General features: G+C 74.3%; 15 protein-coding genes. 9 read left to right on the top strand and 6 right to left on the bottom strand.

The genetic code is table 11. The features are described from left to right. Positions 1–52 precede the first annotated feature (52 nt). A complete protein-coding gene (locus tag IF129_RS21770; RefSeq protein WP_191211470.1) occupies positions 53–364 on the top strand; it encodes an STAS domain-containing protein in 312 nt (103 codons plus the stop codon). Between the two features lie 118 nt (positions 365–482). Beyond that, a complete protein-coding gene (locus IF129_RS21765; RefSeq protein ID WP_191211469.1) occupies positions 483–2954 on the top strand; it encodes an ATP-binding protein in 2472 nt (823 codons plus the stop codon). A 38-nt stretch (positions 2955–2992) separates the two neighbouring features. On the opposite strand, the gene nucS is transcribed toward IF129_RS21765, so the two are convergent. Continuing rightward, positions 2993–3655, bottom strand: a complete 663-nt coding sequence (gene nucS / locus IF129_RS21760; RefSeq protein WP_191211468.1) for an endonuclease NucS — start codon at positions 3653–3655, stop codon at positions 2993–2995. A 219-nt stretch (positions 3656–3874) separates the two neighbouring features. Between nucS and IF129_RS21755 the strand changes: the two genes are divergently transcribed. Next, a complete protein-coding gene (locus IF129_RS21755) occupies positions 3875–4267 on the top strand; it encodes an SCO5389 family protein (RefSeq protein ID WP_191211467.1) in 393 nt (130 codons plus the stop codon). Here the strand turns inward: IF129_RS21755 and IF129_RS21750 are convergent. After that, positions 4236–5333, bottom strand: coding sequence for an LLM class flavin-dependent oxidoreductase (locus IF129_RS21750; RefSeq protein WP_191211520.1), 1098 nt, complete (start codon positions 5331–5333; stop codon positions 4236–4238). The two genes, IF129_RS21755 and IF129_RS21750, sit on opposite strands and share 32 nt — an antisense overlap. A gap of 241 nt (positions 5334–5574) precedes the next feature. Here IF129_RS21750 and IF129_RS21745 point away from each other — a divergent pair, with 241 nt between their 5' ends. The 6 genes from IF129_RS21745 (at position 5575) to IF129_RS21720 (ending at position 11265) form a co-directional block, all read left to right on the top strand. Further along, positions 5575–7161: an ABC transporter substrate-binding protein gene (locus IF129_RS21745; protein ID WP_191211466.1), complete on the top strand. Its 1587-nt coding sequence runs from the start codon at positions 5575–5577 to the stop codon at positions 7159–7161. 125 nt (positions 7162–7286) lie between these two features. Beyond that, a complete protein-coding gene (locus IF129_RS21740; RefSeq protein ID WP_191211519.1) occupies positions 7287–8255 on the top strand; it encodes an ABC transporter permease in 969 nt (322 codons plus the stop codon). Then, positions 8252–9187: an ABC transporter permease gene (locus tag IF129_RS27005; RefSeq protein ID WP_191211465.1), complete on the top strand. Its 936-nt coding sequence runs from the start codon at positions 8252–8254 to the stop codon at positions 9185–9187. The genes IF129_RS21740 and IF129_RS27005 overlap by 4 nt, the downstream gene beginning before the upstream one ends. A gap of 44 nt (positions 9188–9231) precedes the next feature. Continuing rightward, a complete protein-coding gene (locus IF129_RS21730; protein ID WP_191211518.1) occupies positions 9232–10131 on the top strand; it encodes an ABC transporter ATP-binding protein in 900 nt (299 codons plus the stop codon). Then, positions 10124–10789, top strand: coding sequence for an ABC transporter ATP-binding protein (locus IF129_RS21725; RefSeq protein ID WP_191211464.1), 666 nt, complete (start codon positions 10124–10126; stop codon positions 10787–10789). The genes IF129_RS21730 and IF129_RS21725 overlap by 8 nt, the downstream gene beginning before the upstream one ends. Positions 10790–10938: 149 nt before the next feature. Further along, a complete protein-coding gene (locus IF129_RS21720; RefSeq protein ID WP_191211463.1) occupies positions 10939–11265 on the top strand; it encodes an ATP/GTP-binding protein in 327 nt (108 codons plus the stop codon). Positions 11266–11310: 45 nt separating this feature from the next. On the opposite strand, the gene IF129_RS21715 is transcribed toward IF129_RS21720, so the two are convergent. From IF129_RS21715 to IF129_RS21700, 4 genes are all read right to left on the bottom strand, one after another. Then, positions 11311–12234, bottom strand: coding sequence for an ABC transporter permease (locus IF129_RS21715; RefSeq protein WP_191211462.1), 924 nt, complete (start codon positions 12232–12234; stop codon positions 11311–11313). Then, complete coding sequence (locus tag IF129_RS21710; RefSeq protein WP_191211461.1) at positions 12231–13406, bottom strand: ABC transporter ATP-binding protein; 1176 nt, start codon at positions 13404–13406, stop codon at positions 12231–12233. The genes IF129_RS21715 and IF129_RS21710 overlap by 4 nt, the downstream gene beginning before the upstream one ends. Before the next feature lie 174 nt (positions 13407–13580). Next, positions 13581–14348: an ABC transporter permease subunit gene (locus IF129_RS21705; RefSeq protein WP_191211460.1), complete on the bottom strand. Its 768-nt coding sequence runs from the start codon at positions 14346–14348 to the stop codon at positions 13581–13583. Between the two features lie 2 nt (positions 14349–14350). Continuing rightward, on the bottom strand, positions 14351–15271 hold the full coding sequence (locus IF129_RS21700) for an ABC transporter ATP-binding protein (RefSeq protein ID WP_191211459.1): 921 nt from the start codon (positions 15269–15271) through the stop codon (positions 14351–14353). Between the last annotated feature and the right edge of the window lie 74 nt (positions 15272–15345).

The raw sequence follows: 15345 nt of genomic DNA, 5'->3' as shown, positions 1-15345 counted from the left end.
TCGGATATGAAGGTTCACGCAGCGTAAGAGCCACGGGCACCGGGAGCGGGTTATGCAGATCAAGGGCGACCACGCCGAGCTGTACGTCGGGGGACGCCTCGACGTGCGCAGCGCAGCGGACGCCCGATCCGCCCTGCACACCGCGCTCGACGGCGGCAACGGGGACCTCGTCCTCAGCCTCGCCCGGCTCGACTCGTGGGACGCCACCGGCCTGGGCGTCATCATGGGCGCCCACCGCCGCGCCGGGCGCTGCGGCCGGCGCCTGGTGCTGCGGGACGTCCCGCCGCAGATGCAGCGCCTCCTGGTGGCGACCCGGCTGCACCGCATCCTCGCGATCGAGGGCGAAACGCTCACAAAGCCATGACGATTCCGCCCACGCGCGGGGGTCGGGCTGTATCGGGGCCCCACCGGCGTCTAGGGTTCGCTTCACTGCCGGGAAGGGCCCAGGGAGTACCGCACACCGCATCTGGGGGACTTTCACCATGCACCCGCCCCACGGTGGACCTGAGGACACGGACGGCCGCGAGAGCCACGACAGCGGAGCTCTGGCCCGGACGGTCCAACTGGTCGCCGGTGACTACCTGCTGACCGTCAACCCCGTCGACGGCAGCGAGATCGAGCCATGTCCGCCGGACCGCGGGCCCACCGCGCCGCGCCGCCGCACGCCCGAGCAGCGCGCCGAGCGCCGGCGCACCGCGACGCCGCCCGCCCCCGTCGGCGAGGCCGCGCTGGAGCTGCCCCTGCTGGAGCGGGACGAGGAGCGTGCGCGTCTCGTCCGGCTCCTCGCCCGTGGCCGGTCCGTCCGGCTGAGCGGGCCCTCCGGCGCCGGCCGCACCGCCCTGCTCGACGCCGTCGCGGCCGACTGCGCCGACCTGGCCCCGGACGGCGTCGTTCGGCTGAGCGGCCACGGGCGCGGCGTCGGCGACCTGCTGTACGAGCTGTACGCCACCGTCTACAAGACCTCCCGGCACCGGCCGCAGGACGACCGGCTCCTCGACCTCCTCGCGGACGTCGGGGCCGTCGTCGTCCTGGACGACCTCCAGTTCGGCGGGGAGGCGCTGGAGGAGCTGCTCGACGCCACCCCCGAGTGCGCCTTCCTGCTCTCCGCCACCCCCGACGTCGCCGCCCCCGCCCCCGGCTCGGACCTCGAAGAGGTCTTCCTGCGCGGCATCAGCCGCACCGCCTGTGTCGAGCTGCTGGAGACGGCCGCCGGCCGTCCGCTGCGGGAGCAGGAGGCCGACTGGGCGGGCGACCTGTGGTTCGAGTCCGAGGGCCTGCCGCTGCGCTTCGTCCAGGCGGCCGCCCTGCTGCGGCGGCGCGGGGCCCCGGACGCGGAGGAGGACGACGCGGCCGTCTCCCTCGACAAGGCCGTCACCCTCGACCCGGCGGCGGAGGACGACGGGGCGTCGCTCTCCGTCGCCTCGGTGACCGCCGCGGAGCTGGCCGGAACCCTGAGCGACCAGGGCCGCGAGGTGCTGCGCTTCGCCGTGGCGCTCGGCGGTGCCGTCCCCCAGGCGGCCCACCTCCCGGCCCTCCTCGACGACCAGCACGCCGACGCGGCGCTCGCCGAGCTGACGTCCACGGGCCTCGCCACCGCCGCCGGCGCGCACTACCGCCTCACGGCGGGCGTCACCGAACAGCTCGCCGCCGCCGGGTACGACGAGGACGCGGGCGTGCGGGCCCGCACCGCAGCCCAGCACTACGCCTGGTGGGCCGGCCACCCGTCCGTCACCCCGGAGCGGGTGGCCACCGAGGCGGACACCCTCCTCGCCGCCGTCGCCGGTGCCCGCGCCGCCGGACACGACAGCACGGCCGTCCTCCTGGCCCACACGGCCGCCCCCGTCTTCGCGGCGGCCGGGCGCTGGTCGGCGTGGCAGCGCGTCCTCACGGCGGGTGTCGAGGCCGCCGTCCAGGCCGGCGAGCTGGCCGAGGAGACCTACTTCCACCACGAGCTGGGCGTCCACGCCCTGTGTGTCGGCGACCCGCACCGCGCCCGCACCGAGCTGGAGACGGCGACGGAGCTGCGGGGCCGCCTCGCCGACCGCGACGGCTCCTTCGCCAGCCGTCGCGCGCTGGCCCTCGTCGCCGACGCCCTCGGCACGCCGCTGGCCCTCGGGGCCGCCGCCCCACCGCCCGCCGGGGCCGAGGCCGACACCGCCGTCGTCCCCTCCGTCGCCCCGCTGTCGGGCCCCCCGGCGTCGGGCGCGCGGGACTTCGGGACCAGCACCCTGCCGACCGTGGGCGGGGCCGGGGCGCCCGACGGCGACACCCGGGCGGCCCGCACGCTCATGCTGACCGGCACCCGGCGCAACGTCGTCGCGGCCGCCGCCGGTGCGGTTCTCGCGATCGTGCTGGGCACGGTGGTGACGCTCAGCAACCTTTCCGACGATTCCGGCGGCCCCGGTGACCGTGTGCAGCCGGATCGTTCCAGCACGTACGACATCGACGACGGCCGGGACCCGGCCGTCGACAGCCCCTCGCCCACCGACGCCGAGGACTCCTCGACGGGCCCCTCCTCGCCCGGCGGTGGGCCGACGGACGACGGCGGACCCTCGGGGTCACCCACGGAGGCCGCGTCCGAGGAGACCCCCGCGGAGAGCGGCTCGTCCCCGTCCGAGGACGACGCGTCCCCCGACACCCCCGGCGACTCCGGCGGCGGGTCCGGCGGCACCGGCGGCGGCGAGCCGACCGACGACCCGACCACGGAGGAGCCGAGCGAGGAGCCCTCGGAGGAGCCGACCTCGCCGGAGCCGACCGAGGAGGAGAGCCCGACCGAGGAACCCACGGACGAGCCTTCGGGCGAGACGGGTGGCGCGGACGGCGGGGGCACGGCGGACGGCGGCGGCACCGGCGACACCACCTCCGGCACGTCGGCCGCCGGGCCGGAGCCGGAGCCGACGACGAGCGGCGGCGACGTGTCCACCACGCAGGACGCCGAGGGCCGGATCGTCTGACCCGGTGCCGCCCGCCCCGGCCGGCGGCCCGGCCGCCGTCAGAACAGCCGCAGCTTCTCGTCGTCGATCCCGCGCAGGGCGTCGTAGTCGAGGGTCACGCAGTCGATGCCCCGGTCGCCCGCGAGGACGCGCGCCTGCGGCTTGATCTCCTGGGCCGCGAACACGCCCTTCACGGGCGCCAGACGGGGGTCGCGGTTGAGGAGTTCCAGATACCGCGTCAGCTGTTCGACGCCGTCGATCTCGCCCCGGCGCTTGATCTCGATGGCGACGGTCGCCCCGTCCCCGTCCCGGCCCAGGATGTCGACGGGGCCGATGGCCGTCGGGTACTCACGGCGGATCAGGGACCAGCCCGTGCCGAGGGTCTCCATGCGGTCGGCGAGCAGTTCCTGGAGGTGCGCCTCGACGCCGTCCTTGATGAGTCCCGGGTCCGTCCCCAGCTCGTGACTCGAGTCGTGGAGGATTTCCGACATCGTGATGATCAGTTTTTCGCCCGCCTTGTTCACCACGGTCCACACCCCGTCCTCGGCCTCCTTGAGCGTGCACGGGGGAGACATCCAGTTGAGGGGTTTGTAGGCCCGGTCGTCGGCGTGGACGGATACCGAGCCGTCGGCTTTGACCAGAATCAGCCGGGGTGCCGGGGGGAGGTGGGCCGTGAGCCGGCCGGCGTAGTCCACCGAGCAGCGGGCGATGACGAGACGCATGGGCGCACGCTACTCGACCCCCGCACGCCGGAGCGATTCGCCCCTGCTTCTCCCCGTTCATGCGTGGCCTGTTGTGTGCGCAACCCTATGGTCGGGCGCCCCTCGCGGCCTTACGGTAGGTGATGGGGGCGTCGCCGAACGACATACGCAGGACGGGCGGGGTCCCTTGTTCCGTCCGTACGGCCCTGGGTCCGTCCGGGGCCGCGAGAGGAGAACCCCATGTCGCTCGACGTCTCACCGGCCCTCCTGGCACAGGCCGAGCGAGGCGAGGTCGACGAAGCCGCCTTCGTCGACTGCGTCAAGAACTCCCTTCCCTACGCATGGGAGATGGTCAGCTCCCTCGTCGCCCGACTCCAGGTCGACGGCGGGGACTTCGCCGACAACCAGACCCCGCCGCCGGACGAGCAGGCGCGCGGTCAGCTCCTGCGGGCGCTGGCCAGTGACGCGATACGGGGGGCGCTGGAGCGGCACTTCGGGGTGCGGCTCGCCTTCCAGAACTGCCACCGGGTGGCGGTGTTCCCGCTCGACGCCTCCGCGGACGAGCGCCTGGAGCGCTTCACCTCCGTGCGGGGGCAGTTGCTCAACCAGTCCCCGGTCCTCCGGGACTGCTGACGGCTCCCACCGGCTGCCGCCGCTCCTCGGAGCCGAGGAGCGGCAGCACGTCGGCGCCGAGGCGGTGGACGTTCGCCTCGGTGGTCGTGAGGTCGCCGGACCCTTCGGCGAGCAGGGCGAAGCGGCGGATACCCGTGCGCTCGGCCGTCCGCGCCAGCCGCTCCGCGCACAGGTCGGGCGGGCCGACGGGATGGAGGTCGCACAGCAGCTCCGTGTAGGCGACCGGATCTCGCATGGCGCGCGTGCGGCCGTCCACGGTGACATGGGCCGCGAGCCCCTGCCGCAGCCAGCCCGGCATCGCCTTGAGCAGGGTCTCGACGGCCTCGGCCCGGCTGTCGGCCACCTGCGCGACACCGGCCGAGACGTGCTCGGCCGCCAGGGCGTCGACGTCCGTCGGCGGGCGCCCGGAGGCGAGCGCCTCGTGCCGCCACAGCGCGGTCATGCGGGCCTTCTCCTCGTCGCCGCAGTGCATGCCGAGCAGCATCGGCAGCCCCCGCCGGGCGGCGGACCGCACCGAGGCGTCGGAGACGCAGGCGACGACGAGGGGCGGGCCCGAGGGCGGCCCGGTGAGCGCCTCCGCGGCGCACGGCACGACGGGCACCTCGCGGAACCGGTAGCGGGGGCCGTCCGCGTCGACGCGGCTCTCCCGAAGCCAGCGCAGCAGCAGGTCGAGGGCCTCGGTGTAGCCCTCCTCGTACGCCTCCAGCCCGCCGCCGAAGACCTCCAGGTCGACCCACGGCCCGCCGCGCCCGACGCCGAGGGTGAACCGGCCGCCGCTGGTGTGGTGCAGCAGCGCGGCCTGCTCGCCGAGGGCGACGGGGTGGGCGGTGGGGAGGACGCTGACGGCGGTGCCGACGCCGATGCGCCGGGTGCGGCCGAGCAGGAAGGCCGCGAACGTCGCCGCCGAGGGGCAGGTCCCGTAGGGGACGAAGTGGTGCTCGGCGAGCCAGACGGCGTCCAGCCCGGCCTCCTCGGTGGCCGTGGCGGTCCGCACCGCCCGGTGCAACGCCTCCCCCTGGCCCTGCCCGGGGAACTGCGCGGCCAGTACGAACGTACCCACCCGCATCGTCATCGCCTCCTCGCACCGACCGGGGATCACCCGACGATCACCCCAACGCACTAACGCATGACACGTGCCAAAGGCACGCTCGCGCCAGCGAGTTGGTCCGATCATCAGCAGAACGAGTGACAGCGGCGCCGGGCAAGCGGGACAAAGGGGCCGCACCCCCTCTCCCGCCGTGCGGTTCCCTGCTGTTTAATTGCACACCGTTCGCAATAACGCCACCGTCTCAGCAAGGGTGTGGATCATGACCGGCCGACGGATACGCACGACGGCCGCCGCGGTGGCGGCGGTACTCCTGGGGGCCGCCGGCTGTTCCTCGCCCTCCGAGGGCGGCGGGGGCTCGGCCGACACCTCCTACGTCGTCGGCATCGCCACCGAACCGGAGACCCTGAGTCCGTTGCTCGGCTACGGCAAGGACGGCAACTCCAAGATCTTCGACGGCCTGCTGAGCCGCGACGCCGACCTCACGCTCACGCCCGCGCTCGCCGCCGAGCTGCCGGAGGCGAGCGAGGACGGCCTCACCTACACCTACACCCTGCGCGAGGACGTCGCCTTCTCCGACGGCACGCCCTTCACCGCCGCCGACGTCGTCTTCACCTACGAGACGATCCTCGACGAGGACACCAACAACCCCGCACGCGGGGAGCTCGACGCGATCGAGAGCGTCACCGCCGAAGGCGACCACCGCGTCGTCTTCCGCCTGAAGTACCCCTACGCCGCCTTCCCCGAGCGCACCGTGCTGCCGATCGCCTCCGAGGCCGTGGCCGGGAAGCAGGACGTCAACACCGGTGCGTACAACACCGAGCCCGTCGGCACCGGCCCCTACGTCCTCACCTCCTGGAGCCGGGGCGAGAAGCTGAGCTTCCGCGCCAACGCCGACTACTGGGGCGGCGAGCCGGAGGTCGAGAAGCTCACCATGGCCGTCATCGACGACGACGACATCCGCGCCACCCGGCTGCGCTCGGGCGACCTCGACGCCGCCGTGCTGCCGCCCGACCTCGCGCGGACCTTCGCCGACAGCGACGGCAGGAAGATCGTCGAGGCCACCTCCGCCGACTTCCGGGGCGTCACCATGCCCACGGAGAACGAGGTCACCGGGGACCGAGCGGTGCGCCGCGCGCTCGACATCGCCACCGACCGCACCGCGATGGTGGACAACATCCTCGACGGCGCGGGCCGGGTCGCGCACGGCGCGGTGCCCACCGTCAGCCCGTGGTTCGCGGAGGGCACCGAGCGTCCGCACGACCCCGCCGAGGCGGAGGAGATCCTTGAGCAGGCGGGCTGGGAGCCCGGCGAGGACGGCGTCCGGGTCAAGGACGGCCGCCGGGCCGCCTTCACGCTCTGGTACCCGGCCGGGGACCAGGTCCGTCAGGAGCACGCGCTCGCCTTCGCCGGGGACGCCAAGAAGATCGGCGTCGACATCACCGTCGAGTCGGGCACCTGGGAGGTCATCGAGCCCGCGATGAAGGAGGACGCGGTGCTCGCCGGGGGCGGCAACCCCACCGACCCGGATTTCGACCTCTACACCCTCTTCCACTCCGACCTCGCGGGCGACGGCTTCCACAACATGGCCCGCTACGCCAATCCCGCCGTGGACGAGAAGCTGGAGGAGGGCCGCCGCTCCGCCGACCGCGAGGTGCGGAAGGCCGCCTACGACGCCGTGCAGCGCGAGCTGCGCGACGACCCCGGCCACATCTTCCTCACCCACATCGACCACGTGTACGTCGTGAGCGGCGACTGGGAGAACGTCACCACCCAGGTCGAGCCGCACGACCACGGCCTCGGTGCCGGCCCCTGGTGGAACATCGAGGACTGGCGGCGCGGGAAGTGACCGCGCCGACCCCCGGCGTCCCCCTCACCAAGGCCGCACCGGACGGCGCGACGGCCCCGACCGGGGACGGTCCGCAGCCGGGCGGCGCCGCCCGCGCCCCGCGCGCCGCCCTGCCGTGGCGACCGATGGCGGGCCTGGCCGGACGGCGGCTGCTGGCCGCCGTGCCCGTCCTCGCGGCCGTCACCCTCGGCCTGTTCGCCCTCGCCGCCGCCTCACCCTTCGACCCCGTCAAGCAGTACGCCGGGGACGCCGCCCTGCGGGCCGACGCCGCGACGCTCGCCCAGCTCCGCGAGAACCTCGGCGTGGACGTCCACTTCACCGAGCAGTGGTGGCGCTGGCTCACCTCCGCGCTCGGCGGCGACCTCGGGGACTCCAGCACCCTGCGCCAGCCCGTCGCGCAGGTCGTCACCGAACGCATCGGCTGGTCGGTGCTGCTGTGCGCGGTCGCCTTCGTCCTGGCCGTCGTGATCGGCGCCCTCCTCGGGGTGGCCGCCGCCCGCCGCCGGGGCGGCCTGCTCGACCGGTGCGTCACCGCCACCGCCTACGTGCTCCAGGCCGCCCCGCCGTTCTGGCTCGGGCTGCTGGCCGTGTGGCTCTTCGCGCTCCAGCTGGGCGTCCTGCCCGCCGGCGGACTCACCGACACCGACAGCGACACCGTCACGGCGGGGTCGCTGCTGCGGCACCTGGCGCTGCCCGCCGCCGTCCTGGCGCTCTCGCAGACCCCGTGGTTCGTGCTGTACGTGCGGCAGGGCGTGCTGGACGCCCTGGGGGAGGACCCCGTGCGCGGAGCGCGGGCGCGGGGCCTGAAGGAGCACACGGTGCTGTACGGGCACGCCCTGCGCTCCGGACTGCTGCCCGTCCTGACCCTCATCGGCTCCCGGGTGCCCGAACTCATCACCGGAGCCCTGCTCGTGGAGACGGTGTTCTCCTGGCCCGGCATCGCCTCGGCCACCGTCCGCGCGGCCACGGCCAGCGACTTCCCGCTGCTCGCCGCCCTCACCGTGCTCGCCACCCTGGCGGTGCTGCTCGGCAACCTCATGGCCGACCTGCTGTACGGGTTGGCCGACCCCCGCGTCGCGCTGGAGGAGATGTGACCGCCCCCGCCGCCGACCCGTCCGCCGCCGAGGGTCCCGGCGGCCCGCCCACCCCGGCCTCCGGCGGCCCGTGGAGCGCTGCCGCCTCCGCCCGCCGGGGCCGCCGCGACCACCGCACGCTGCGGGTGCGCACCTCCGTCGTCCTCGGAGTGGCGCTCGCGCTCGCCGTCCTCCTCGTCCCCCTGCTCGTCCCGCTGGACCAGCAGGCCGTCGACCTGGCGAACAAGCTCCGGCCGCCGTCCTGGGAGCACCCCTTCGGCACCGACGACGTCGGGCGCGACGTGCTGCTGCGCTGCGTGTACGGGCTGCGCGTCTCGCTGCTCGTCGGCCTGGTGGCGGCCCTGGCCGCCTCCGTGCTCGGGGTGTGCGTCGGTGCGCTCGCGGCCTCGCTCGGGGGCTCCGTGGACCGTCTGGTGATGCGCGTGGTCGACGGCATCTCCTCGGTGCCGCACCTCCTGCTCGGGGTGTTCATCGTGGCGATGTTCCGCCCCGGCGTCTGGCCCGTCATCCTCTCCGTCGGACTGACGCACTGGGTCTCCACGGCCCGCATCGTGCGCGCCGAGATCCACTCCCTGCGCTCGCGGCCCTACATCGACGCGGCCGTCTCCGGCGGCGCCTCCCGGTGGCGCGTCACGGTCCGCCACCTCGTGCCCGGCGTCTGGCCGCAGGCCGCGCTCGCGGCGGTGCTGATGGTGCCGCACGCCATCTGGCACGAGTCGGCGCTGTCGTTCCTCGGCCTCGGCATCCCCCCGCACCAGGCCAGCCTGGGCACGATGACGGAGGCCGCGCGCGGGTCGCTGCTCGCCGGGGACTGGTGGCCCACGCTGTTCCCTGGACTGTTCATCATCGTGCCCACCCTCGTCATCGCCGGGCTGGCCGGCGCCTGGCGCGAGCGGATCAACCCCCGCCGCCGATCGGAGCTGATGCTGTGAGCGCGCCCCTGCTGACGGTGGCGGACCTCTCCGTCCGCTTCCGCATGAGCGGCGGCCGGACCGTCGCCGCCGTCCGTGACGTCTCCTTCACCCTCGCCGCCGGACAGTGCCTGGCGCTGGTGGGGGAGAGCGGCTGCGGCAAGTCCGTGCTGGCCTCCGCCCTGCTCGGCCTGCTCCCCGGCAACGCCCAGGTGCGGGGTGCCGTGCACACCGACGGCCGCGAACTGCTGGCGGCCGACGAGGACGTCCTCGCCCGTGAGGTGCGCGGTCGCCGCATCGGGCTCATCCCGCAGAGCCCCGCCGGGCACCTCACTCCCGTCCGCACGGTGCGGTCCCAGCTCGCCGAGACCGTCCGCGAACTGACCGGCGTCCGGGGGAGCGGGCTGCCGGACGCCGTGGCGGCGGCCGCCGCACGCGCCGCCTTCCCCAGCGACCACCTCGACCGCTACCCGCACGAGCTCTCCGGCGGCCTGGCCCAGCGCGCCGCGACCGCCCTCGCCCTCGTCGGGGACGCGCCGCTGCTCATCGCCGACGAGCCCACGACCGGACTCGACCGGGAGCTGGTCGACCGCACGGTGGACGAGCTGCGCCGCCACGCCGACGACGGGCGGGGCCTGCTGGTGATCACCCACGACCTGTCCGCCGCCGCCCGCATCGCCGACCGGGTGGCCGTGATGTACGCCGGACGCGTGGTCGAACTCGCCGACGCCAAGGGCTTCTTCGGCTCTCCCGGCCCCCGCCACCCCTACGCCGCCGGACTCCTCGCGGCCCTCCCGGAACGGGAGTTCACGCCGATCCCCGGCATGCCGCCCGAGCTGGACGCCCTCCCGGAGGGCTGCGCGTTCGCCCCCCGCTGCGGGCGGGCCTCCGCGGCCTGCGCGCGGCGGCCGGAGCTGACCGACGGCCTCGCCTGCCACCACGCCCTGGACCCCGCCCATGCTTGAACTGCGCGCCGTCACCGCCGGATACGACCGCCGCACCCCGGTGCTGCGGGACGTCGACCTCACCGTGGCCGACGGGGAGGCGGTGGGCCTGCTGGGGCCGAGCGGCTGCGGCAAGTCCACCCTCGCCCGCGTCGCCGCCCTGCTGCACCGCCCGGACGCGGGGGAGGTGCGGCTGGCGGGGACGCCCGTCCCCGGGTTCCGGCACCGGGCCCCGAGGGCGTTGCGCACGACGGTCGGCGTCGTCTTCCAGCAGCCCCGGCAGGCCGCCGACCCCCGGCTGACGCTGCGCGACCTGATCGCCGAGCCGCTGCGGGCCACCGGTCGGGCCGCCGAGGTGGCCGACCGCCTGGCGGAGCTGGCGCCCACCGTCGGGCTCGGCGGGGACCTGCTGACCCGGGGCCCGCACGAGGTCAGCGACGGCCAGCTGCAGCGGGCCTGCGTCGCCCGGGCCCTCGTCCTGCGGCCCCGGCTGCTGATCTGCGACGAGATGACGGCGATGCTCGACGCGTCCACGACGGCGGCGCTCGTCGGGGTGGTGGAGGACTACCGGGCCGCCACCGGGGCCGCGCTGCTGGCCGTGGGCCACGACCGCGTCCTCCTCGACCGCTGGTGCGACCGCGTGACGCACCTTGCCTCCGGGTCGTCCGCGCGGGCGTGAGCGGCGGGCGTGCGCAAAGGTGCGCGCGCCGTGCGCCGCGCCCCCGGCACGCCGGGAGATCGGCCGTCCACCGCCGCCGGACCGCTACCCTGGGGAACCGTCCGCGTCCCCGGGACCGGCAGCCGGTCCCGTCAACCGTGAGGTGTCTCGTGTCTCCGCGTCGCAACCGCCCACGCGGCGGTGTCAGCAACGGCAAGGGTCCCGCGGCGGAAGGACGGCGGAGCATCGGGCTGGAGAGCACCGAGAGCTGGCGGGGCGAGGAGTGGGTGGTGCGCCGCGTCAGCGGGGGCGCGGCCGGGAAGCCCTACCGCTGCCCCGGCTGCGACCAGCTGCTTCCGCCCGGGACGCCGCACGTCGTCGCCTGGCAGCGGGACGGGGACGTCGACGACCGGCGGCACTGGCACGGCCCGTGCTGGTCGGCCCGGGACCGCAGGGCGGCCCGGGTGCGGCGCTCCCGGAACGCGCCCCGGTACTGAGCGGCGGCGCGGAAGCGCAGCGCCGCCCGGCACCGGGGCCCGGCCTCACACGTCGCGCGTGCTGATGCGCGCGTAGGCGGCGATCAGGGCGGCCGCCGTGACGGCGGCGAGCAGCCCCAGCAGGGGCCAGCCGTTGACCTGCGACGCGTCCTCGGTGAACTCGAAGGGCATGTGGTAGAGCGTCGAGAGCCCGTTGAGCATGGAGTACTCGCGCAGCGCGTCGCCCAGCTCCCGGGTGCTCTCGGTCATCAGGAACAGCGAGATCAGGAAGGGCAGCAGCACCAGCCCCAGCATCGTCGTCACCCCGCCGGGCGTGCTGCGCAGCAGCGTGCCGACGGCCAGCGAGAGCAGGCCGAGGAGCGCGACGAACAGCGAGACGCCGACGGTGGCCTGGAGCCACTGCTGGGAGGTCGCCGTCGCGGTCTCCACGGCCTGGGAGGGGTCCGCGCCGACGTTCAGGTCGTGATACGGCGAGAGCGGCTTCCCCTCCAGCATCGCGGAGTGGATCAGCGCCGTCAGGCTGGTCGCGGCCAGCGTCATCACGAACGTCAGCGCGAAGAAGACGATGGCCTTGGCCGTCAGGACGCGGGTCCGCTTCGGGCACACCGTCATCGTGGTGCGGATCATGCCGGTGCTGTACTCGGAGGTCACCGTCAGCACGCCGAGGGTGATGATCGCGAGCTGGCCGAGCATCATGCCGAACAGCCCGCCGCCCAGCACCGGCAGTTCGGCGTACGGGCCGGACTCCAGCGCGAGGGCCGTGAGCAGGCCGATGCCCACGACCAGCGCGAACATCACCGCCAGCGTCCAGATGGTGGAGCGCACCGAGCGAATCTTCGTCCACTCCGAGGCGATGGCGTGGCCCAGATGGGTGCTCTGCTCGACCGGCCGGGCCGGCCGGTGGTCGACGCCCCCGTGCGGGCCGGGCGCTGCGGGGGCCGCCTGCGGGGCGGCGTAGGGCGTGCTCATCGGGCGTCCTCGGGGTCGGACGTGGGCTGCTGGACGGGTGCGGGCGCGGCGGCGGGCGGGCCCTGCGGGGGCGGACCGAACCCGGTCTGCGGCGGCTGCGGCGGCTGCGGGACGAACCCGCCGCCCGGTGCCGCCGGGGCGCCGAACGGCGCGCCCTGCGGCATCGCGTACGGCGCCGTGCCGTGCGGCGGCATCCCGTGCGGGGGCGTCCCGTGCGGCGGCTGCCCCGGCCCCGCGGGCTGCCCGCCCGGGACGGCCGTGGAGGCGTAGTCGACGGCGCCCTGCGTCATCCGCATGTACGCCTCCTCCAGCGAGGCCTGGTGCGGCGAGAGCTCCCACAGCCGGATGTCCGCCGCGTGCGCGACGTCGCTGATCCGGGGCAGCGGCAGCCCGCTGATCCGCAGCGCACCGTCGGCCTCCGGGTCCACCCGGCCACCCGCCTCGGCGAGCGCGGCCGTCAGCTTCTCCCGCAGCTGCGGCTCGGTGTCCGGCGTCCGGACGCGCGCGAAGTCCGCGGAGTTGGCGGCGATGAACTCCTTGACGGACTGGTCGGCGAGCAGTTGCCCGCGCCCGATGACGATGAGGTGCTCGGCCGTCAGGGCCATCTCGCTCATGAGGTGGCTGGAGACGAAGACGGTCCGCCCCTCGGCCGCCAGCCGCTTCATCAGCTGCCGCACCCAGCGGATGCCCTCCGGATCGAGCCCGTTGACCGGCTCGTCGAAGAGCAGCACCCGGGGGTCGCCCAGCAGCGCCGCCGCGATGCCCAGCCGCTGGCCCATGCCGAGGGAGAACCCCTTGGAGCGCTTCCCGGCCACGGAGCGCAGCCCGACGATGTCCAGCACCTCGTCGACGCGCCGCTTCGGGATGCCCGACAGCTGGGCCAGGCACAGCAGGTGGTTGCGGGCGCTGCGGCCCCCGTGCAGCGCCTTGGCGTCCAGCAGGGCGCCGACCTGCCGGGCGGCGTTGGGGTGCCGGCGGAAGGACGTCCCGCCGATGGTCACCGTGCCGCTGCTCGGTTCGTCCAGTCCCAGGATCATCCGCATCGTCGTCGACTTCCCGGAGCCGTTGGGCCCGAGGAAGCCGGTCACGATGCCTGGACGCACCTGGAAGGACAGGTTGTAGACGGCCGTCTTGGCACCGTAGTGCTTCGACAGCCCGAAAGCCTCGATCATGCTCTTCGCCCCTGGCCGTACGTGCGTCGGGGCATGGGTTGCTGCCCCCGACGACGAGGACGCGCCCGCCGCCTTGAACGGTTCCCGTCAGACAGCGGAAAACGGCGACGGGCCGCCGGGGGAGACCCCCGGCGGCCCGTCGCCGGTCTTCCGCGCGCGGCGGCGCGGGCGTGCCTAGGCGTCGCGCTTCTTGAGCGTGACGTAGCCGGCGACGAGGGCCGCCACCGTCCAGAGCACCATGATGAGGAGGCCGCCCCACGGTCCGTACGGGCGTTCGCCGGTGTCGACCACGCTCATGATCGCCGTGCCCGCCTGGTCGGGGAACCAGTAGCCGACGTCGCGCGTGGCCTCGATGCTCGCCAGGATCGGCGTCACGAGGAAGAAGAGCGGCACCAGGATCGAGAAGGCCAGCAGCGCGCTGCGCAGGACCCACGTGATGCCCATCGCGAAGACCGCGATCAGCGTCATGTACAGCCCGCCGCCGATGACGGCGCGCAGGACGTTCGTCTCGCCGATGGAGACCGACAGGTCGCCGAGGACGGCCTGGCCCAGGAAGAAGGTGACGAAGCTGGTGACCATGCCGACGACGAGGACCAGCAGCGTGCCCACGAGGAGCTTGGCCGTCATGAAGAGGCCGCGCTGCGGCACCGCCGCCAGCGACGCCCGGATCATGCCGGTGCTGTACTCGCTGGCCACGAGCAGGATGCCGAACGCGATCATCGCCAGCTGACCGAGCGACATCCCGGCGAAGCTCGTGAGGACCGGGTCGAAGGTCAGCCGTTCGCGCTCCGGCAGGTCCTCGAAGGTGTTGTTCAGCAGCAGGCTGATCAGGACGCCGAAGACGACCGTGACCAGGAACGCGATGGCCAGCGTCCAGAGCGTGGCCCGCACGGTGGTGGCCTTGGTCCACTCGGAGCGGATGACCTGAGTCGTGTGCGCCATGGTCAGGCTCCCTTCCCCGTGCCGTGGGCGTGGTACTGGACCGCCTCGGCCGTCAGCTGCATGAACGCCTCTTCCAGCGAGGCCTGCTGCGGGCTCAGCTCGTGCAGGACGAGACCGTGTTCGGCTGCCAGCTCACCGAGCCGGTCGGACTCCACGGAGTCCACCTCCAGCGCGCCGTCCTCGGTGGCCACGGGGGTGAGACCGGCCGTCGCCAGCACGTCCCGCATCCGCTCGGGCTCGGGGGTGCGCAGCCGGACGTAGGAGCGGGAGTTCTCCTTGATGAACTCCCGCATGGAGGTGTCGGCCAGCAGCCGGCCCCTGCCGATGACGATGAGGTGTTCCGCCGTGAGCGCCATCTCGCTCATCAGGTGGCTGGAGACGAAGACCGTCTTGCCCTCCGAGGCGAGGTACTTCATCAGGTTGCGGATCCAGTGGATGCCCTCCGGGTCCAGCCCGTTGACCGGCTCGTCGAACATCAGGATCTTCGGGTCGCCCAGCAGGGCGGAGGCGATCCCGAGCCGCTGGCCCATGCCCAGGGAGAAGCCCTTCGGCCGCTTCTTGGCCACCGAGCCCAGCCCGACCAGGTCCAGCACCTCGGGCACCCGCTTCTGCGGGATGCCGTTGGACTGCGCGAGGACCGTCAGGTGGTTGTACGCCGTCCGCCCCGGGTGGACGGCCTTGGCCTCCAGCAGCGCGCCGATGTGGTTGAGCGGGTCGCGCAGCCGGTCGTAGTGCTCGCCGTCGATGCGGACGTCACCCGCCGTCGGCCGGTCGAGACCGAGCATCATTCGCATCGTGGTCGACTTGCCTGCCCCGTTGGGACCCAGGAAGCCCGTGACCACACCGGGCTGGACCGTGCAGGTGAGCTGGTCCACCGCCACCGTGGTGCCGTAGCGCTTCGTGAGCCTGTCAAGCTCGATCATGGCTCGACGCTAGACGGTCCAAGCACCCCGCGCCAACTCGCGCGCGGCACTTGGACCGGTTCGTCCCGGGACGA

Source organism: Streptomyces chumphonensis, assembly GCF_014779715.1.
GTDB classification, from domain to species: domain Bacteria; phylum Actinomycetota; class Actinomycetes; order Streptomycetales; family Streptomycetaceae; genus Streptomyces; species Streptomyces chumphonensis.
The sequence above is the reverse complement of the archived record's forward strand: the minus strand, read 5'-3'. Positions and strand labels throughout refer to the sequence as shown.